Raw genomic sequence first — 19,339 nt, 5'->3', positions numbered from 1 at the left:
GCCGCATGACAAGCGATGTGAAACGGTGAGTGCGTGGATCAGGAGTTCTCCACCCGGGTGAGTCAGGCGGGTGACCAAGTCACCGTCTGGGTCGCGGGCGAGGTGGACATGGCTACGGCCGACCTCATGTACAAGGCGGCGACCCCCGAGGGCGTCCGCGAACTGACGCTCGACCTGACCGGCGTCACCTTCTTCGACTCGGCCGGCATCCACGCCCTGATCCGGCTCACCGGCCGGTACCCGGAAGCGATGACCGTACTCCCCTCGCACGCGGTGCGCCGCGTCCTCGACATCGCCGGCCTCGGCGACCAGGGCTGGCTCAGCCGTCCTTGAACACGCGGCGGATGGTGATCTCCGTGCCTTGATCGGTGCGGTCCACCGCCAGATCGGCGAGCGCCCCGATCAGCACGAGCCCCCGGCCGCGGAGCCCGGCACCGGCCGAATCCCGCCACTGGCCGCTGTCTCGCACGACCGCCACGACCTCCGGCCCCCGGATCTCCGCGCGCACCGCGATCCTCGACTCGGTTGGGTCGACGGGGTGCTCGATCGCGTTCGCCGCCGCCTCCGACACCGCCACCACGAGGTCGAACCGCTCGTCCTCCGGCACATCGTGCGCGACGAGGAAGGACTCCAGCCGGCGGCGCAGCACCGACAGCTTGGTCGGATCGGCCGGCAGCACCAGCCCGAACCGGTCGATCTCGGTCGCCTCGACGGCTAGCAGCGCGATGTCGTCCCGGCGCGGTACGCCGGTGGCCTCGTCGAGCACCGCGTCCAGCATGTCCTCGACGTGGTCGTACGGGCGCGTGGCGGTGGCGCGCAGCCGGTCCGTGCCGGCGTCGATGCCGCCGCGCCGGTCGTCGATGGCGCCATCCGTGTACAGCAGGAGGCGCGCGCCCGGGTCCAGGTGGCCCTCGCGGGTGGGGAAGATCGCCTCCGGCATCGCGCCCACCGGTGGGCCCAGGGCCTCGTCGTGCAGGAGCGCGGTGCCGCCGTCCGGATCGATCAGCAGGGGTGGCGGATGCCCGGCGCTGGCGAGCCGCATCCGTCCGGTACGCGGGTTCAAGCGCAGGCACGCCGCCGTGGCGAACACGCGCCGTCCGGTCGAGCCGAGCAGGCGGTTCAGCCGGGTCAGCGCGGCACCGGGATCGAACCCCTCCAGCACGTACGCCCGCAGCGCGTTGCGTATCTGGCCCATGACGGCGGCCGCCTGTACGCCCTTGCCGACGACGTCGCCGATCACCAGTACCAGCTCGCCGTCGCCCGCCGGGATCACGTCGTACCAGTCGCCGCCCACGTCCGCCTCGGCGCTGCCCGCGAGGTACCGGCTGGCGACGATCGCGCCCGGCACCGTCGGCAGCGTCTGCGGCAGCAGGCTGTGCTGGAGCGTGGTGGCGATCCGGTGCTCCGCCTCGTAGAGCCGGGCGTTCTCCAGCCGCAGCCCCACCAGCCGGCCGAGCTGGGCGAGGAGCGCCCGCCCGGACTCGTCGGCCACCGGGGGCCACACGCGCAGCTGCCCGAACGTGGCGCCGCCGCTGCCCACCAGCGGTACCGGGGAAGACGGGGTATCGGGGCCGGCACCGCCCGCGTCGACCTCGTGCCGAGTACCCGGAATGGATGCGACGACGCGGCCGGCGCCGACCATGCGCTGCCCGTGCTCGGCGGCGAGCCGAGCCACCTCGCTTGTGGACTGTGCCGCGCCGATCGCGACGGCGGCGTCGGCCAGGGCACGGAGCTGGCGGATGAGCTGGCCGCGCAGCCGGCTCAGTTCCATTGTGGACCGCACCCGGGCCACCAGCTCCTGTGCCGCGAACGGCTTGATGAGGTAGTCGTCCGCTCCCGCGGCCAGCGCCTCGACGGACGCCTGGTCGCCGGCCCGCGCGGAGAGCAGCACGATCGGCAGGTGGCTGGTCGCGGGGTCGGCGCGCAGGCGGGCGATCAGGCCCAGGCCGTCCAGTCGGGGCATCATCACGTCGGCGAGGACAAGATCGAAGGGCCGGTCGCGCACCGCCGCCAGCGCGGCCTCGCCGTCGGGCACGGCCGTCACCCGCCAGTACGGGGACAGCAGCCGGACCAGGTGGTCGCGCAGGTCGGAGTTGTCGTCGGCGACCAGGATGTGGCCGCCTTCCCCGCCCGCTTCCCCGCTGTCGGTGCCGCTGGACCACCAGGTCACCTCGCTGGCGTACAGCGGCGCGATCTGCGGGTCCGAGTCGATGGCGCGGTGGATGATGCTGTCGGGCCGCAGGTGGCCGGTGCCGAACGGCACAGTGACCGTGAACGTGCTGCCCGCGCCCAGCTCGCTCGACACGCCCACGGCGCCGCCGTGCATGGTCACGAGCTCGCGCACCAGCGCGAGGCCGATTCCGGTGCCCTCGTGGCTGCGGGCGCGCGCGTCCACGGTGCGGTGGAACCGCTCGAACAGCTTCGGCACCTCGTCCGGCGCGATCCCGACTCCGGTGTCCGCCACGGTCAGCACGGCGGATCCGCGCTCGGTCCGCACCCGCACCACGATCTCGCCCGCGAACGTGAACTTGACCGCGTTGGACAGCAGGTTGAGCAGCACCTTCTCCCACGAGTCGCGGTCGACGTAGACGGGAGCGGTCAACGGTGGACAGTCGACCACGAGGCGCAGGCCGGCGCGCTCGGCGGCGCCCCGGAAGGTGCTCGCCACCCGCGCCGTGAACGCGCTCAGGTCGGTGGGACGGTAGGCCGCCTGGAGGCGGCCGGCCTCGATCGCCGCGAAGTCGAGCAGGGTGTTGACCAGCTTGAGCAGCCGCTGGCCGTTGCGGTGGATGACCTCCGCCGGCTCCCGATGCTGTACCGGCAGGTCGTCGGCGGCGAGCATGTCCTCGGCGGGACCGAGGATCAGCGTGAGCGGGGTGCGGAACTCGTGGCTGACGTTGGCGAAGAAGTCGTTCTTGGCTCGGTCGAGGGCGGCGAGTTGGGCGGCGCGGTCCCGCTCGTACTCATATGCCCGCAGGTTGGCGACCCCGCGCGACACCTGGTCGGCGAGCACGTCGAAGTAGTCGCGGTACGGCTGGTCGAGCTCCAGGTGACGGTTGACCCCGAAGACGAACGCGCCGACCGGCTGCCCGCCGGCCAGGACCGGCCGCACCAGCGCCCGCTCGGCGGCGGACTCGGGAGCTTCGAAGAGCAGGTCCGCCGCGTGCAGGCTGCCCGCGAACGGGTCCGGCATCGCCGCCTGTCGCAGGTGCTTCTCGGGTACGCCGCACGCGCCGGCCAGGGCACCGTCGAGGTACAGGAGCGCGAACGGCACGTCGGCGGGCTCGGCCGACAGCAGGCGGCACACCTCGGCACCGAACTCCGGCCCGCTCCGGTCGGTCAGCTCCGCCAGCCCGGCGCCCAGCGTGCTGATCGTGCGCAGCCGGCGTTCGCTCAGTACCCGTCCGGTGGTCTCGCTGACGATGCACAGCACCCCGCCGACCGAGCCGTCGTCGAGCCGCACGGGGTCGTACGAGATGTCGAAGTACGTCTCCTCCAGAAAGCCGCGCCGGTCGAGCCGGAACGGGTGGTCCCTGCCCCAGAACGACTCGCCGGAGCGCTCGACGCTGGTGAGCAGCGGATCCAGCACGTCCCACAGCTCCGCCCAGTGCTCCCGGGCGGGCGCGCCGAGCGCGTGCGGGTGCTTGTCACCGATCGTCGGCCGGTACGCGTCGTTGTAAAAAGCGACCCGCTCCGGCCCCCAGAACATGACCGCCTGGGTGCGCGAGGCGAGCAGCATGCTGACCGCACTGCGCAGCGGAACTGGCCAGCAGTCCGGGCTGCCAACGGCGGTGGCCGCCCAGTCGTGGGCCCGCATGAGGGCGCCCATGTCGCCCCCACGGTCGAAGGCGACGGCGAGTCCGGCCGGGACCGGCGCGGTACTCGCTGACCCCATACTGGCTCCCCGGGAAGATCGGCTCCTGCGGAGCTAGTACCCGATCGGGGCGCCTACATAACTAGCGAGCGGCCGACACCGTGCGGCGGGCGCGTGCGGCCTCGACCAGCGCGTCGAAGAGCCGGAAGTCGCTCGTGTCTTCGGGGTGCCACTGCACGGCGACCGCGAAGGTGCGCCGCGGGTCTTCCACGATCTCGACCAGGTCGTCGCCGGTGGACCAGCCGACCGCCTCGAGCCCGCCGACGTCGCGCACACCCTGGTGGTGGAACGAGTTGACGACGAGTTCGTCGCCGAGGATCGAGTGGGCGCGCGAGCCGGGCAGCACCCGTACCCCGTGGTGGCCGAACTTGGGTCCGCTGGTCGGCCGGTGCCCGTCGTGGCCGAGCACGTCGGGGAGGTGCTGGTGGAGCTTGCCGCCGTACGCCACGGCCATCAGTTGCAGCCCTCGGCAGATGCCCAGCAGCGGCAGGTCCATGTCGATGGCCGCGCGCAGGAGCAGCAGCTCGGCGACGTCACGCTTCGGGTTGACCTTGGTCGTGGGGTGCGGCGCCTCGCCGAAGAGACCGGGGTCGACGTCGGAGCCGCCGGTGAACATGATGCCGTCGAGGCCCTCCAGGACGTCGACGTCGGGCGCGTCGGGCGTGATCAGTACGGCTCGACCGCCGCTCTCGTGCACGGCGTGCACGTACGAGAGCGGGAGCACCGCCGAGAGGGTGTCGTTGATGCCGAACTTCGCGTCCTCGGCGTACGTGGTCAGGCCAATAACTGGGCGCCTCATGCTCCCAACCTATCGCGCGCCATGGTCAGCGCGAGCCGAACGGCCTGGCGAGAGCCGTTCGGACGGTTCAGGGCACCGCGGTAGGGGGTCGCTGAACCGGCAGTTTGAACACCTGCGCGCCCCAACCGCCCGGGGTGGCCACCAACTTGGCGGCCAGGTCCTTCAGCTCCGGCGAATCCGGCGAAAGCCGCGCGATGTCGATGTTGACGCAGAGGAACGCGACGAGCCCCAGCGTGCGGTCTTCGAGGGAGATCGTGGTCGCCTTGACCTCACGGCCGTTCTTCGGGTGGCGCAGCCGGTACGAGTGGCGGACACCGGCCCACTTGTTGGTCGCGTAGGCGTGAATCACGTCTTCGCCGAAGCTGGACGCCTGGTCGCCATCTTTCCGGTCGGTGATCGAATTTTTGATGACGATGACGGAATGCAACGGGTCGCGCGTGTCGTGCAGGACGAACTCGATCGGTACGCCCGCGAATGTGTCGCCGAGGCCCGCGGTGATCTTTTGAAACTGCTGGAGCATGTGCTGGCGCTGGGCGGCCAACGATTGCGGCTCGACGAGCTGGCGAAGCTTCTTCCGGTATCGACTGCGCAGCTTGTCGAGCAGCAGGACGGCGTTGGCGGAACGCTCCACGACGTTGCGATTGTGCTCGGCGAGATAGAGCAGGTCGATAGCCGCCCGCGGGTTGTAGTGGACGAGCAACTCCTGGCACACCCGCTCGAACGACGGCATGTCGAGCCGCAACAGGCCGTTACTACCGACCTTGATCGGATAGTCCGCCATTTCCACGAGCGCCTGCCCCGTCAGCGTGACCTCTTTCGGCGACAGGGAACGGCCGACGAAATGGGTGACGAGCGCCGCCGCACTCGCACCGAGCACGGCGCTGACGATCTCGGTGATCACGCTTGCCCTCCCGCCGCATGGCGCGCCAGCAACACCCGGACCAGGCAGCGCCGCTGCCCCGCCGCCGGGTCGTCGGTGAAGGCGCCGCGCTTGTGCAGCACGGCGTTGTCGTCGACCACCAGCAGGTCGCCACGCGCCAGGGTGAGCTTGTACTGAAGGTCGCGCCGCCCCAACACCTCGTCGAGCGCGTCGAGCGCCGCGAGATCGCTGGCGTCGAGCGGCACCCCGGTGATCGCCGGTGCCATCTCGACCCGCTGGCGGTTGCAGCGCACCCGCGGGCGGGCCCCGCCGAGGTCGAAGATCGGTGCCCACATGACCGGTGCCTGACCGCTCTGCGCCACGTGCGACCGCTCGAACGCGTATGGCTGGCAGAGCCGCTCGAACTCGCGCGGGAACTCCCGGCGGAGCACCTCGATCACCGCTGGCGTGCGGATCAGTGTCGACTCGCCGCCGGCGGACGCCGTGCCGAGGCACAGCAGGCCGAACATGTCGACCTCGTGCCCGTGCGGGTTCATCGCACCGTCGTTGTGGATGTCGAGGTCGTCGGCGGACTTGGACGTGTAGATCCCGGGGCGGTAGGTGCCGTCGGACCGGAACCGCGAACTGCCCTCGTCGCGGACCAGCCACCCCAGCGACATCGCGCCTTCCGGCCCCTGGAGCAGCGGGTCGCCGACCGACTTCAACAGCTCAGGCGCGAACCCGCACGCCTGCTCCGGAGTCAGGTCGTCGACCGGCACGCCGCTTACCAGGGCGAATCCCGGAAAGCCATCGAGGCCACGCATTATCTGGTTGGCGAGAGCATGATGATCATCGGTATAGGGAACCTGCCAGGAATAGTCCACGGCACCGACCACATCGCCTCCCCTTTTCCGAATGGGTTAACCCAGCGTAGGGAACACTTCGACCGATAGCAATTGACCGTACGTCGACCACTGATAGCTGATAGCCTGACCGCGCTTGGGTCTCGGGCCGCGAGAGACGATCTTTTTCAGAGGCATTTCCCCTGACAGAAGGTGCCGAATTGATCAGCGACATGATTCACAACGGCGTGGATTCGTTGCCCGCGCTCGGCCCGTACCGGCCCGTCGTAAACGCGGGTGGCCTGCTTTTCGTCTCCGCGCAGACGGGAATCGACCCGCTCACGCTGGAGTTGCCCGGCGGTGATTTCAAGACCGAGTGCCGCCAGGCGTTCGCAAACCTCCTGACGGCCGTACGAGCCGGCGGGGCGACCGCCTCCGACATCGTGCGGATGACGGTCCTCTACACCGACCTGGCCTACTTCGACGCGATCAACGAGGTCTACGCGGAGACGTTCCCGCTCGACCCGCCGGCCCGCACCGCGGCCGTGGTGCAGTTGCCGGGCGGCAAGCGGATCGCCATCGACGCGATCGCGGTCGCGCCTTAAGGCAGGCCCTACAGCGGGGTGACGTACGCCCCGGTGATGCCGCCGTCGACGACGAACTGCGCGGCGGTCATGAACGACGCGTCGTCGCTGGCGAGGAAGGCCACCGCCGCCGCGATCTCCTCCGGCTGGGCGAACCGGCCCATCGGCACGTGTACGAGGCGCCGGGCGGCCCGCTCCGGGTCCTTGGCGAAGAGTTCGAGGAGCAGGGGTGTCGCCACCGGCCCGGGGCAGAGCGCGTTGATCCGGATGCCCTCCCGGGCGAACTGCACGCCCAACTCCCGAGTCAGCGCCAGCACGCCGCCCTTGCTGGCCGTGTACGCGATCTGACTGGTCGCGGCGCCCATGAGGGCGACGAACGACGCGGTGTTGATGATCGAGCCCTTGCCCTGCCGTTGCATGTGCGGGATCGCGTACTTGCAGCACAGGAAGACGCTCGTGGTGTTGACCTTGATGACCCGCTCCCAGGCGTCCAGCCCGGTCACCAGGATCGAGTCGTCGTCCGGCGGCGAGATGCCGGCGTTGTTGAACGCGATGTCGACCCGGCCGTGCCGCTCCGCCACCCCGTCGAAGAGCGCGCGCACCGCCTCCTCGTCGGTGACGTCGCACCGCACGAACTCGCCGCCGACCTCGTCCGCGGCCGCCTTACCCGCGTCTTCGTTGACGTCGACGCAGACTGCGAGCGCCCCCTCGGCGCTCAGCCGCCGCACGGTGGCCAGCCCGATGCCCGACCCTGCTCCGGTCACCACCGCGACCCGCCCCGCCAGCCGTTCCATGTGCACCCCTCTTCTCGTGATCAGGGCGTCCCTCAAGTCGCTCTAACGACTTCAGGGACGCCCTGATCACGTTGCGATGAAGATGTTTTTCTCGTCCGTGAAGGCTTTCAGGGCGTCCGGGCCGAGTTCGCGGCCCAGGCCGGACTGTTTCATCCCGCCGAACGGGGTCCAGTAGCGCACCGACGAGTTCGAGTTGACGCTCAGGTTGCCCGCTTCCACACCCCGAGCGGCCCGGATCGCCCGGCCCACGTCGCGGGTCCAGATCGAGCCGGACAGCCCGTACTCGGTGTCGTTTGCCAGCGCCAGCGCCTCCGCCTCGCCGTCGAACGGGAGCACCGACACCACGGGGCCGAAGACCTCCTCGCGCCAGTGCCGGTCGGCTGTCGAGCCGGCGAGCAGCACCGTCGGCGCGTACCAGAATCCGTCGCCCTCGGGGGCCGAGCCCGTGAACGCGACCTCGGCCTCGTCCACATAGGACGCGACCGCGGCGCGCTGCCCGGCCGAGATGAGCGGGCCCATCTCGGCCGTCTCCAGCGCCGGGTCCTGCACCCGGAACGCCTTGACCGCCACCTCCAGCAGCTCCAGGAACTTCTCGTACACCGGCCGCTCCACCAGCAGCCGCGACCGGGCGCAGCAGTCCTGGCCGGCGTTGTCGAAGACCGCGGCCGGTGCCGCCGCGGCGGCACGCTCCAGGTCGGCATCGGCGAAGACGATGTTGGCGCTCTTGCCCCCCAGCTCCAGCGTCACCCTCTTCACCTGCTCCGCACAGCCGGCCATGATGCGCTTGCCGACCGCGGTCGAACCCGTGAAACACACCTTCCGGACGGCGGGGTGGGTCACGAACCGCTCGCCCACCACGCTTCCCTTGCCGGGTACGACCGTGAAGACGCCCTCCGGCAGCCCCGCCTCCAGGGCCAGCTCGCCCAGGCGGATCGCGGTGAGCGGCGTCAACTCGGCCGGCTTGAGCACCACCGTGTTTCCCGCCGCGAGCGCCGGGACGAACCCCCACCCGGCGATCGGCATCGGGAAGTTCCACGGCACGATCACGCCGACGACGCCCAGCGGCTCGTGGAACGTCACGTCGAGCCCACCCGGTACCGGAATCTGCCGGCCGGTCAGGCGCTCCGGCGCGCCCGCGTAGTAGTCGAGCACGTCGCGGACGTTGCCCGCTTCCCAGCGCGCGTTGCCGATGGTGTGCCCCGCGTTGCGCACCTCGAGCTGCGCCAGCTCTTCGAGATGCGCGTCGACCACCGCGGCGAAACGCCGCAGCAGCCGGGCGCGATCACCGGGCGAGACCCGCCGCCACGATTCGAACGCCCCCCTCGAACGCTCGATCGCGGCGTCGGCCTCCCCCATTGAGTACGACGGAACGGTCGCGACGGTTCGCGCCGTCGCGGGGTTGAGAACCTCAGAGACGCTCGAAGCCACGGAACATCTCCCAATCTGTGACCGCAGCGTCGAACGCGGCCAGCTCCACCCGGGCGTTGTTGGCGTAGTGCCCGACGACCTCGGCACCGAACGCGTCCTGCGCCACCGGCGAGGTCTCCCACAGCGCGAGCGCGTCGCGCAGGGTCGCCGGCACCCGGGGCGCCTTCGCGTCGTCGTACGCGTTGCCGGCGTACGCCTCTTCCAGCTCCAGCTCGTTTTCGATGCCGTGCAGGGCGCCCGCCACGAGTGCGGCGATCGCCAGGTACGGGTTGACGTCCGCACCGGGTACCCGGTTTTCGACGCGGGTCGAGTGCTGGCTGTGCCCGACGACCCGCAGGGCGCACGTGCGGTTGTCGGTGCCCCAGCGCACGGCCGTCGGCGCGAACGAACCAGGCTGGTAGCGCTTGTAGGAGTTGATGTGCGGCGCGTAGAAGAGGCTCAGCTCGCGCATCGTGGCGAGCAGCCCAGCTATCGCCCGCCGCCCCGTCACCGACAGGTGAGAGGGACCGTCGCCGTACATCGCACCGGCGCCGTCGGCGGTACGCAGCGAGAAGTGGATGTGACAGGAGTTGCCCTCGCGCTGGTTGGGCTTGGCCATGAAGGTGACCGACATGCCCTCCTGGGCCGCGATCTCCTTCGCGCCGTTCTTGTAGATCACGTGGTTGTCGGCGCACGTGAGCGCGTCGGCGTACCGGAAGGCGATCTCGTGCTGCCCGAGGTTGCACTCGCCCTTGGCGCTCTCCGGTACGAGCCCGGCGCCCGCCATCTCGTTGCGGATGCGGCGCAGCAGCGGCTCGACCCGTGCGGTGCCGAGCAGCGAGTAGTCGACGTTGTAGAGGTTCGCCGGGTTGAGGTCGCGGTAACCGCGCCGCCAGGCGTCTTCGTACGAGTCGCGGTAGAGCACGAACTCCAGCTCGGTGCCCGCGTACGCCGTCAGGCCGTGCTGAGCGAGGCGGTCCAGCTGGCGGCGCAGGATCTGGCGCGGCGAGGCGATCACATCGCCCTCGTCATCGAGCCACTTCAGGTCGGCGAGCAGCATCGCGGTGCCGTCCTGCCAGGGCACGCGGCGCAGCGTGGCGAGATCAGGCACCATCGCGAAGTCGCCGTAGCCGCGCTCCCAGGACGACATCTCGTATCCGTCGACCGTGTTCATGTCGACGTCGACCGCAAGCAGGTAGTTGCACCCCTCGCTGCCGTGCGGCACCACCTCGTTCAGGAAGAACGGGGCATGGAACCGCTTGCCCTGGAGGCGTCCCTGCATGTCGACGAGCGCGAGGACGACCGTGTCGATCTCGCCACTGCCTACCGCCGCACGCAGTTCGTCCACCGAGATCATGTGGGCCACTCTCCCATAAGAAAGGTCTATTAGTAAACCAATAGGCCGCGCAACAACTCGGCCGTACCGTCGCAGTGCTCCTCCATCGCGGCCCGCGCCCCGCCCGGATCGCCCGCGAGGATCGCGTCGATCACCTGTGCGTGCTGTGCGTCGGAGTGATCCAGGTTGCGCTTGATGACCGGTATCGCCGCCAGCAGCTTGTCGAGGCGGAGCTGTACGTCGGCGACCGCCGCGGCCAGCGACTGGCTGCCGCTCGCCGCCGCGACCGCGAGGTGCAGCCGCGAGTCGGACACCCGCCGGGTCGCGGGATCGCGGTCGCGCGAGGCGGCCAGGCAGGTCACCAGGTGCTGGCGGTCGGTGGCCGGCATCGCGCGGTTCGCCGCCAGCGCCGCCGCGCCCGGCTCGACCACCCGGCGGAAGTCGAGCGCGTCGTGCAGCGCGTCGCCCATCTCCCGTGCCAGCTGCCCGGCGTCCTGACTCGACGCGGCGGCCGGGCTCGTCGACAGTACGAAGGTGCCACCGGCCCGACCACGCCGCGACTCCAGGTAACCGGCGTCGCGCAGCGCCGCGATTGCCTCCCGCAGCGTCACCCGGCTGACCCGCAGCTTCTCGGCCAACTCGCGCTCCGCCGGCAGCCGCTCGCCGACACCGACCACACCCAGCTTGATCGCCTGTACCAGCCGAGCCACCGTGATCTCGAAGGCGTTGCCGCCCCGGACCGGCCGCCACATCGCCATGGCGGCCGGATCGGTCTGAGCGTCGGCCACGATCGTCACAGCGCGAAATCTACTCGCTGCTTGTCGTCGCCTGCTTCTCTTGGCTTTCCGGCACATTCTGTCGGGGACCGGTGAACCACTTGCGGGCGCTCACCATCCACCACACCCACGCGCCACCGAGCACCACCGCGACGGCCACGATCGTGTAGTTGAACGTGGACGCCGTGACGGGAGAGGCCGTCGGCAGCACGAAGAGCACGCAGATGATCCCGACCCACACGATCGCGGCCCAGCCAACAGGCGCGCTCCACTTGCCCAGGTTCCACGGGCCGGGCCGGAAGTCCGGGCTGCGCCGGCGCAGGAACACCGGAGTCACGTACGCGATGTAGAGGCCGATGACGGCGATCGACGTCGCGGCGAGATACGCGGCGTTGTTCCACAGCGACGGCAGCACCAGCAGGCTGGAGCACGTGACGCACAGCCAGATCGAGTTCGTCGGCGTGCCGGTGCGCGGGTTGACCTGGCGCCAGATCCGCGAGCCGGGCAGCGCCCCGTCACGGCTGAAGGCGTACGCCATCCGCGAGTTGGCGGTCACCGACGCCATGCCGCAGAAGAACTGCGCCACCACGCAGATGAACAGCAGGAACGTGCCCGTGTTCTTGCCGGCCGCGTCGATGAAGATCTGCGCCGGCGGCAGGCCGAGATCGGTCTTGCGCTCCGCTTCGTAGTCCTGGATCGACCAGGTGATCGCCACCAGCAGCAGGAACCCGGCGATCACCGAAACGACGACCGACATCACGATGCCGCGTGGGGCCGCCTTGGCCGCGTCGTGCGTCTCCTCGGCCACGTGCGCGCTCGCGTCATACCCCGTGTACGTGTATTGCGCCATGAGCAGACCAATGAGCACGGCGTAGACGCTGGCCCCGGCAAACGTGAAGCCGGTGGCGTTCTTGACCTCGAAGAACACCTCGGAGATCGGCTTGTGCTGGTCCGGCACGATCGCCAGCACGCCCACGATCACGGCGACACCGACCAGATGCCACCAGGCGCTGACGTCGGAGAGCATCCGCACCAGGTTGACGCCGAACGTGTTGAGCAGGCCGTGCGCGACGATGATGACGAGGAAGATCAGGAACGTGCGGCCGGTCGTGACCTTCATGTCGAAGGTCAGGCTGAGAAACGCCGACGTCGTGATGGCGGCGCCGAAGTCGATGGCCGCCGTGACGGCGACCTCGCCGAGGAAGTTGAACCAGCCGACGAACCATGCCCAGGCGGCACGATTACGCTTGGCCAGGGCTGAGGCCCACCAGTACAGGGCGCCCGCCGTCGGGTACACCGAGCAGATCTCTGCCATGGCCAGCGCGACCAGGATGACCATGACGCCGACGAAGAGCCAGCCCAGCGTGATGGCCAGCGGGCCACCGGCCGTCATGGCGATCCCGTACGAGGTGATCGCGCCGGCGAGGATGGAAATAATCGAGAAGGACACCGCGAAGTTGGAGAAGCCTGACAGCTTGCGATGCAGTTCCTGCTTGTAGCCGAGCTGGGCGAGGCGTTCCTCGTCAGTCATTGCGCTCATCGTGCCGACCTCCTGTGACCTGGGCCACCCTCCTGCCCGACATCGTGGACCCACCAGACCCGCAGGTCAATGGATCACTGAGCCTTTATTCCGCTGTTTACATACCTTTATCGAACCCCGCGGTGTTCAGGGCGTCCCTCAAGAGAAGGGGCGGAGGAGGGGGGTTATGGCGTCGGCGGGGACGGGGGCGCCGAAGAGCAGGCCCTGGCCGGTGTCGCAGCCTAGCGCGCGGAGCAGCTCGGCCTGCTCGGTGGTTTCGACTGCTTCGGCGGTCACGGTCAGGCCAAGGGCGTGGGCCAGCCGGACCAGCGCGTCGACGATGCGCTCGTCGGCGAGGCTGGCCGAGTCGGCTATGCCGCCGGAGCGGAGGCCCTCGATGAACGGCCCGGCCAGCTTCAGGGCGTGGATCGGCAGCCGCCGCAGGTAGGCCAGGTTGGAGTATCCGGTGCCGAAGTCGTCGATCGCTATTCGTACGCCGGTCGCCGCCAGGCCGCGCAGCGAGTGCACCGGCTCGCCGGCGGTGGGCATGACGGCGCTTTCGGTGAGTTCGAGTTGGAGCAGGTCGGCGGGGAGGCCGGTATCGGTGAGGATACGGGCCACCTCTTCCACGATGCCGGGCGCGTTGGCCTGCCGTACCGCGAGGTTGACGCTGACCACCAACCGCGCCTCGGGATACGCGCGATGCCATGCGGCGCCTTGGGCACACGCCTGCTCCAGCACCCACCGTCCAAGTCGGACGATGAGCCCGGTCTCCTCGGCCAGCCCGATGAAGCGGTCGGGTGGCAGGGTGCCCAACTCGGGGTGGCGCCACCGCACCAGCGCCTCGACCGCGCGCAGTGTGCCCCCGTCGAACGACACGATCGGCTGGTACTCCACTGTGAACTCACCGCGTTCGAGGGCAGCGGGTAGGGCGTTGACGAGCGCCGACCGGATCATCTGGCGTTCGCTGCGGGCCGGATCGTAGAGCGCCCAACGCCCCCGCCCTTCGGCTTTCGCCCAGTACAGCGTGGTGTCGGCGGCCTTCATGACGTCGGTGGGCGTGGTTTCGCGGGCCGACTGCTCGACGATGCCGACGCTCGCGGTGACCGACAATGGCGGGTGCGCGTCGATGCGTACAGGTGTGGCGATCGCCGCGAGCGCCGCCTCCGCGACGGCGATGGCGAGGTCGACGCCGTCGGAATCCTCGATGAGGATGACGAATTCGTCCCCGCCCATCCGGGCGACCAGATGGCCGCGCTCGGACACCGAGGCGGCCAGCCGGCGGGCGACCACCACGAGCAGTTCGTCGCCGACGTGGTGGCCGAGGCTGTCGTTGACCGCCTTGAACCCGTCGAGGTCGATGAAGCAGACGCCGACGCGGGCGGAACCGCCGTCGAAGACGGTGGCGAGCCGCTCGAAGAAGAGAGTGCGGTTGGGCAGGCCGGTCAGCGGGTCGTGCAGGGCCTGGAAGCGCAGCCGTTCCTGCAGTTCGTACCGGTCGGTGATGTCTTCGAGCATCGCGACGGTGAACCGCGGGCGCCCCTCTTCGTCGCGGATCAGCGAGACGGCCAGGTCGGTCCAGACGATGCTGCGATCCTTGCGGTAGTACCGTTTTTCGAGGCGGGCGCTGTCGCGCTTGCCTTCGAGCAGCTCGCCGTACAGCTCCCACATGCCGGGGGCGTCGTCGGGGTAGAACAGCTCGGCGACGTTGATTTCGCGCAGTTCGTCGACGGTGTATCTGAGCATCTCCGCGAACGCCTGGTTGACCTCGACGATGTTGCCTTCCATGTCGCCGATGCCGATGCCGATGGCGGCTCCCGCGAACAGCGCCCGGAAGCGCGCCTCGCTGGCACGCAGCGCCTGCTCGATCTGGTTACGCGCGGCCCACACGGCCTGGCTGATCCGCTCCTGCTGGGCGAATGTGCGGTCGCGCAGCGCCCGTGCGTATCCGGTGGCGATGGCCGCCTGCAACGTGATCGCCCGCTCGACGAGCCCTGCCGACGAGACGCAGGAGGGCAGGACGTGGGCGAGAAACGAACGCCCGAACGTCACGAGCGTCTCGTCGAGGAACTCGGGCGCCGTAAAGTGGGCGTCGACCAGCGCACGGCCGACGATGCGGCCCGGGTCGGGGCGGAACGGCTCGGCGAGGAGCGCGTCGGCGAGCGTGATCGTGTGCCGCAGCAGCATCCGCTCGGTTTCGTCGGGGCTCATCGGCACGAAACCGAGCGCGTCTCCGGCACGCGCCCACAGGGCGGCGTACCGCTCCGCTCCTGCCTGACTGAAGTGCTCCGGCCGGGACAAAGGCGTACTACATCGAAGGCTTGCGGCCGACACCACCGTAGGCGCCGAACCGTTCGGGGTGATCGCCGACATCGCCCGGTGACTCGGGACGCCACAGGGGCAGGAAGACAAGTCCCGGCTCGACGAGCGCGAAGTCACCGAAGTAGCCGGCGATCTCGTCGTGTGAACGCAGCGTGATCTCGGTCGCGGTGCGCGCGGACAGGCGCTGGGCGTCGAGCATCTCCTGCGGCTGCTTGTCGAATGTGGAGTGTGAGATGGCGAGGAAGCTGCCCGGGGGCGCGGCGTCACGGAGCGTGGCCACGGCTTCGGCCGGACGGTCGGCATCGGGCACGAAGTGCACGACGCCGGCCAGCAGCACCGCAACCGGGCGGCTCAGGTCGATCAGCCCCATCTTCTGCGCGTCGGCCAGAATGCGGTCGGGATCGCGCATATCGGCCTCGATGACGCCAGCGAGGTCGTTGCCCTCCAAAATGGAGCGACTGTGCATGACCGCGACCGGGTCGACATCGACATAGACCACGCGGGAGGCGGGGTTGGCGGCCTGCGCCACCTCGTGCACGTTGCCGACGGTGGGGATGCCGGAACCGATGTCGAGGAACTGGTCGACCCCCTCGTCGACCAGGTATCGCACGGCCCGTCGCAGGAAGGCCCGCCCGGCGCGCATGGTGTCGGCCAGGTTGGGCGTCATGCTGGCGATCTGCTCAGCCAGCTGGCGGTCGACCTCGAAGTTGTGAGCTCCGCCGAGGAAGTAGTCATAGACCCGTGCGGCACTCGGGCGGGTCAGGTCGATGTCTGTGGGCTGTCCGCCTGGAAGTTCCACGCGCTGAGCATACGCGTGAATCATGCCGCGTCGAGGAGGAGCGCGATGCCCTGCCCGACGCCGATACACATGGTGCACAACGCGTATCTGGAGCCTCGCTGCCCGAGTTCGAGGGCGGCGGTGAGCGCGAGCCGGGCCCCGCTGGCACCCAGCGGATGGCCGAGCGCGATCGCCCCGCCGTTGGGGTTGACGTGCTCGGCGTCCTCGGGCAGGCCAAGCTCGCGCAACACCGCGACCGCCTGCGCGGCGAACGCCTCGTTCAGCTCCACGACGCCCAGGTCGCCGATCCCGAGGCCGTACCGGTCGAGCAGCCGCCGGGTGGCCGGTACCGGACCCACACCCATCACGCGGGGCGGCACTCCCGCGGAGGCCGCGCCCACGACGCGAGCCAGGGGTGTCAGCCCGTACCGGCGCACGGCCGTCTCGCTGGCGACGAGCAGCGCGACGGCGCCGTCGTTGACCGGCGAGGCGTTGCCGGCGGTGACGGTGCCGCCCTCCCGAAAGGGTGTGGGCAGCGCGGCGAGCTTGGCCAGCGACGTCTCCCGGGGCGGTTCGTCCGCCTCGATGAGCCCCCGGGCCGGCGCTTCGATCGGGGCGATCTCCAACGCGAGGCGGGACCGCGCCTTGGCCGCCCGCTCCTGTGAGCGCAGCGCGAACTCGTCCTGCGCCAACCGGGAGATCTCGTAGGCGGCGGCCACGTTTTCGGCGGTCTCCGGCATCGAGTCGGTGCCCCAGCCGGCCCGCATGAGCGGGTTGACGAACCGCCAGCCGATCGTCGTGTCGTAGATCTCGGCGGTACGCGCGAACGGCTTCGTGGCCTTGGGCATCACGAACGGCGCCCGGCTCATGCTCTCGACGCCGCCCGCGATGACGAGGTCGGCCTCGCCCGCCTTGATCGACCGCGCGGCGTACGCCACGGCGTCCAGCCCCGAGCCGCAGAGCCGGTTGACCGTGGTGCCCGACACGTGCTCGGGAAGACCGCCGAGCAGCGCGGCCATCCGGGCGACGTTGCGGTTGTCCTCACCGGCCTGGTTGGCGCAGCCGAGCACGACGTCGTCGACCGCCGACCAGTCGACGGACGGCAGCCTGGCGGCCAGCGACCGGATGGTGTGCGCCGCCAGGTCGTCCGGACGGATCCCGGACAGCGCACCCGCGTACCGGCCGAACGGGGTGCGGACTCCCCCGACGAGAAAGGCATCCATGTCAGAAAGGGTAGGCAGGTACGTCGCCGCGGACCGTGACCCACCGGGTCTCTGTGAACGCCTCCACGTTGGCCGCGGCGCCACCGAAACGCGAGCCGGTGCCGGACGCGCCGACGCCGCCGAAGGGCACGTTGGCCTCGTCGTTGACCGTCTGGTCGTTGATGTGCGCGATGCCGGTCGGTATCCGGTCGGCGAGCGCGAGGCCCTTCATCACATCGCGCGTGATGATGCCCAACGACAGCCCGTACTCGGTGCCGGCGGCCAGCTCGGCGGCCTCGTCGAGGCTGTTGAACCGGGCGACGGGCGCCACCGGGCCGAAGACCTCGTTGGCGTACGCGGGCATGTCGGGCCGGACGTCGGCGAGCACGGTGGGCCGGTAGAAGAGTCCTTCGAAGGTGCCGCCGGCCGCCAGCCGCGCCCCTGCGTCGACGCTCTCCGTCACCAGAGCGTGGATCTTGTCGCGCTGCCCCGCGTCGATGACCGGCCCCAGCTGGAGGGCGTCGGCCTTCTTCGCGAGCCGGCCGACGAACTCGTCGTACAGGGACTCGTGCACCAGGTGCCGCCCCGTGGTCATGCAGATCTGCCCCTGGTGGTTGAACGAGCCCCACGCGGAAGCCGAGACGGCGCGGTCGAGGTCGGCGTCGTCGAGCACCACGACGGCGGAGTTGCCGCCGAGTTCGAGGTGCGCGCGGGTGAGGTGCTCGGCGGCGAGCGCGCCGACCCGGCGGCCGGCGGCGGTCGACCCGGTAAACGAGATCACCCGCACGTGCGGGTCGGTGATCAGCGCCTCGCCGGCCGGTACGCCGCCGGGCAGCACGTGCAGCAGGCCGTCTGGTAGCCCCGCCTCCTCGAAGATGCGGGCGATCAGCAGGCCGCCGCTGACGGCGGTGCGCGGGTCGGGCTTGAGCACGACGGCGTTGCCGAGCGCGAGTGCCGGCGCCACCGACCGGATCGACAGGATCAGCGGGAAGTTGAACGGCGAGATCACTCCGACCACGCCAGCGGGCACGCGCCGCGCCATGCTGAGGCGCCCGTCGAGGCTGGGCAGCAGCTCACCGTACGGCCGGGAAGGCAGCGCGGCGGCCTCGTAGCACTCCTGCATGGCGACGCCGATCTCGAAGTCGCCCTTCGGCGGTACCGCGCCGGTCTCCCGGACGATCCAGTCGCGTACCTCTTCGGCGTGCTCCTTCCACAGGTCGCCGGCGCGGCGCAGTACCGCGGCGCGCTCGGGGTGCGGCAGCGCCGCCCAGCCGGGCTGTGCGGCCGCGGCGGCCCTAGCGGAGGCGGTGACGTCGGAAGGCGCCGCGATGCCGACCCGGCCCAGCTCGGCGCCGGTGGCCGGGTCTTCGACGGGAAGGTCGCCACCGTCCCCGGCGGTCCAGCCGTTACTGAAGAACTTGCTTTGCCAGGTCGGTGTCTCGAGCAGCATCGGTACTCCCTGGGGTGGACTCGCGCTTGGCCGCCTGGATCTGGGCGTAGATGTGCGACCGGAGCTCGGTGAAGCGGCTGTCGGAGCGGGTGTGCAGCTGGTCGCGGGCGTCGGGCAGGTCGATGTCGACGTCTTCGCGGACCACGGTGGGAGAGGACGACAGGACGATCACGCGCTGGCCGAGGTACACGGCCTCGTCGATGTCGTGTGTGACGAAGAGGATGGTGACGGCGAGCTTGTGCCACAGGTCGCGGATCAGATCTTCGAGGTCCGCGCGGGTCTGTGCGTCGACGGCCGCGAACGGCTCGTCCATCAGGAGCACATCCGGCTGGTACGCGACCGCGCGCGCGATCGCGACGCGCTGCTGCATACCGCCGGACAGCTGCCAGGGGTACGCGTCATGGGTGTCGCCGAGCCCGACCGCCGACAAGGCGTCGTCGACCAGCGACCGCCGCGTGGCCCGCGGCAGCTTCTTCTGCCGCAGCGGGAGCTCGACGTTGTCGCGCACGCTCATCCACGGGAAGAGGCTGCGACCGTACTCCTGGAACACCACCGCCATGCCCGGTGGCGGTCCGGACACGCGCCGGCCGTCGAGCAACGCCTCTCCGCTGGTCGGGGTAAGGAGCCCCGCGATGCACTTGAGCAGCGTCGTCTTGCCGCACCCGGACGGGCCCACCAGGCAGACCAGGTCGCCGGCATCGACACCGAAGGTCAGGTCGCGGATCGCCTCGACCTGGCGTTCCTTGCCCTGGTACACCTTTCGCAGGCCCCGTACTTCTAGGAGCATCGTGTTCCTT

16 protein-coding genes are annotated in these 19,339 nt (G+C 70.1%); 2 read left to right on the top strand and 14 right to left on the bottom strand.

Annotated features, from left to right (window positions below; all coding sequences use genetic code 11):
- The first annotated feature begins 33 nt into the window (after positions 1–33).
- Positions 34–333, top strand: a complete 300-nt coding sequence (locus QMG73_RS34775; RefSeq protein WP_281902921.1) for an STAS domain-containing protein — start codon at positions 34–36, stop codon at positions 331–333.
- Here QMG73_RS34775 and QMG73_RS34770 read toward each other — a convergent pair.
- From QMG73_RS34770 to QMG73_RS34755, 4 genes are all read right to left on the bottom strand, one after another.
- Positions 320–3,895, bottom strand: a complete 3,576-nt coding sequence (locus QMG73_RS34770; protein WP_281902919.1) for a SpoIIE family protein phosphatase — start codon at positions 3,893–3,895, stop codon at positions 320–322. The genes QMG73_RS34775 and QMG73_RS34770 overlap by 14 nt on opposite strands.
- 61 nt (positions 3,896–3,956) lie before the next feature.
- Complete coding sequence (locus QMG73_RS34765) at positions 3,957–4,673, bottom strand: gamma-glutamyl-gamma-aminobutyrate hydrolase family protein (protein WP_281902917.1); 717 nt, start codon at positions 4,671–4,673, stop codon at positions 3,957–3,959.
- 67 nt (positions 4,674–4,740) lie between these two features.
- On the bottom strand, positions 4,741–5,574 hold the full coding sequence (locus QMG73_RS34760) for a PAS domain-containing protein (RefSeq protein WP_281902916.1): 834 nt from the start codon (positions 5,572–5,574) through the stop codon (positions 4,741–4,743).
- Entirely contained in the window at positions 5,571–6,416 is an 846-nt protein-coding gene (locus tag QMG73_RS34755; RefSeq protein WP_281902914.1) for a TauD/TfdA family dioxygenase, read from the bottom strand. Before QMG73_RS34755 ends, QMG73_RS34760 begins: the two co-directional genes overlap by 4 nt.
- Before the next feature lie 179 nt (positions 6,417–6,595).
- On the opposite strand from QMG73_RS34755, the gene QMG73_RS34750 reads away from it, so the two are divergent.
- Positions 6,596–6,979, top strand: a complete 384-nt coding sequence (locus QMG73_RS34750; protein ID WP_281902911.1) for a RidA family protein — start codon at positions 6,596–6,598, stop codon at positions 6,977–6,979.
- Between the two features lie 8 nt (positions 6,980–6,987).
- On the opposite strand, the gene QMG73_RS34745 is transcribed toward QMG73_RS34750, so the two are convergent.
- The 10 genes from QMG73_RS34745 to QMG73_RS34700 form a co-directional block, all read right to left on the bottom strand.
- Entirely contained in the window at positions 6,988–7,752 is a 765-nt protein-coding gene (locus QMG73_RS34745; protein ID WP_281902909.1) for a 3-oxoacyl-ACP reductase, read from the bottom strand.
- A 66-nt stretch (positions 7,753–7,818) separates the two neighbouring features.
- Positions 7,819–9,108: an aldehyde dehydrogenase family protein gene (locus QMG73_RS34740; RefSeq protein ID WP_281902907.1), complete on the bottom strand. Its 1,290-nt coding sequence runs from the start codon at positions 9,106–9,108 to the stop codon at positions 7,819–7,821.
- A gap of 52 nt (positions 9,109–9,160) precedes the next feature.
- Positions 9,161–10,516 carry a glutamine synthetase family protein gene (locus tag QMG73_RS34735; RefSeq protein WP_281902905.1) on the bottom strand — a complete coding sequence of 452 codons (1,356 nt, stop codon included), beginning with the start codon at positions 10,514–10,516 and terminating at the stop codon, positions 9,161–9,163.
- Positions 10,517–10,545: 29 nt separating this feature from the next.
- Positions 10,546–11,292, bottom strand: a complete 747-nt coding sequence (locus QMG73_RS34730; protein ID WP_281902904.1) for a FadR/GntR family transcriptional regulator — start codon at positions 11,290–11,292, stop codon at positions 10,546–10,548.
- A gap of 10 nt (positions 11,293–11,302) precedes the next feature.
- Entirely contained in the window at positions 11,303–12,802 is a 1,500-nt protein-coding gene (locus QMG73_RS34725; RefSeq protein ID WP_281902902.1) for an amino acid permease, read from the bottom strand.
- 147 nt (positions 12,803–12,949) lie between these two features.
- Positions 12,950–15,091 carry a putative bifunctional diguanylate cyclase/phosphodiesterase gene (locus QMG73_RS34720; protein ID WP_281902900.1) on the bottom strand — a complete coding sequence of 714 codons (2,142 nt, stop codon included), beginning with the start codon at positions 15,089–15,091 and terminating at the stop codon, positions 12,950–12,952.
- A 7-nt stretch (positions 15,092–15,098) separates the two neighbouring features.
- Entirely contained in the window at positions 15,099–15,911 is an 813-nt protein-coding gene (locus QMG73_RS34715; protein WP_281902899.1) for an SAM-dependent methyltransferase, read from the bottom strand.
- Between the two features lie 20 nt (positions 15,912–15,931).
- Entirely contained in the window at positions 15,932–17,113 is a 1,182-nt protein-coding gene (pcaF, locus tag QMG73_RS34710; protein ID WP_281902897.1) for a 3-oxoadipyl-CoA thiolase, read from the bottom strand.
- 1 nt (position 17,114) lies between these two features.
- Positions 17,115–18,542, bottom strand: a complete 1,428-nt coding sequence (locus QMG73_RS34705; RefSeq protein ID WP_281902896.1) for a benzaldehyde dehydrogenase — start codon at positions 18,540–18,542, stop codon at positions 17,115–17,117.
- Entirely contained in the window at positions 18,499–19,329 is an 831-nt protein-coding gene (locus tag QMG73_RS34700; RefSeq protein WP_281902895.1) for an ABC transporter ATP-binding protein, read from the bottom strand. The genes QMG73_RS34705 and QMG73_RS34700 overlap by 44 nt, the downstream gene beginning before the upstream one ends.
- Positions 19,330–19,339 lie beyond the last annotated feature (10 nt).

This window comes from Phytohabitans aurantiacus (genome assembly GCF_027923225.1).
Lineage (GTDB): Bacteria > Actinomycetota > Actinomycetes > Mycobacteriales > Micromonosporaceae > Phytohabitans > Phytohabitans aurantiacus.
Note: the sequence above shows the minus strand (reverse complement) of the source record. Positions and strands in the feature narration are given on the sequence as shown.

What these genes read in the sequence shown, in the direction of transcription:
- QMG73_RS34770 (WP_281902919.1), bottom strand. Translation starts at nt 3,895, where the DNA reads ATGGGGTCAGCGAGTACCGCGCCGGTCCCGGCCGGACTCGCCGTCGCC.
- QMG73_RS34765 (WP_281902917.1), bottom strand. Translation starts at nt 4,673, where the DNA reads ATGAGGCGCCCAGTTATTGGCCTGACCACGTACGCCGAGGACGCGAAG.
- QMG73_RS34745 (WP_281902909.1), bottom strand. Translation starts at nt 7,752, where the DNA reads ATGGAACGGCTGGCGGGGCGGGTCGCGGTGGTGACCGGAGCAGGGTCG.
- QMG73_RS34740 (WP_281902907.1), bottom strand. Translation starts at nt 9,108, where the DNA reads ATGGGGGAGGCCGACGCCGCGATCGAGCGTTCGAGGGGGGCGTTCGAA.
- QMG73_RS34735 (WP_281902905.1), bottom strand. Translation starts at nt 10,516, where the DNA reads ATGATCTCGGTGGACGAACTGCGTGCGGCGGTAGGCAGTGGCGAGATC.
- QMG73_RS34725 (WP_281902902.1), bottom strand. Translation starts at nt 12,802, where the DNA reads ATGACTGACGAGGAACGCCTCGCCCAGCTCGGCTACAAGCAGGAACTG.
- pcaF (WP_281902897.1), bottom strand. Translation starts at nt 17,113, where the DNA reads ATGGATGCCTTTCTCGTCGGGGGAGTCCGCACCCCGTTCGGCCGGTAC.
- QMG73_RS34705 (WP_281902896.1), bottom strand. Translation starts at nt 18,542, where the DNA reads ATGCTGCTCGAGACACCGACCTGGCAAAGCAAGTTCTTCAGTAACGGC.
- QMG73_RS34700 (WP_281902895.1), bottom strand. Translation starts at nt 19,329, where the DNA reads ATGCTCCTAGAAGTACGGGGCCTGCGAAAGGTGTACCAGGGCAAGGAA.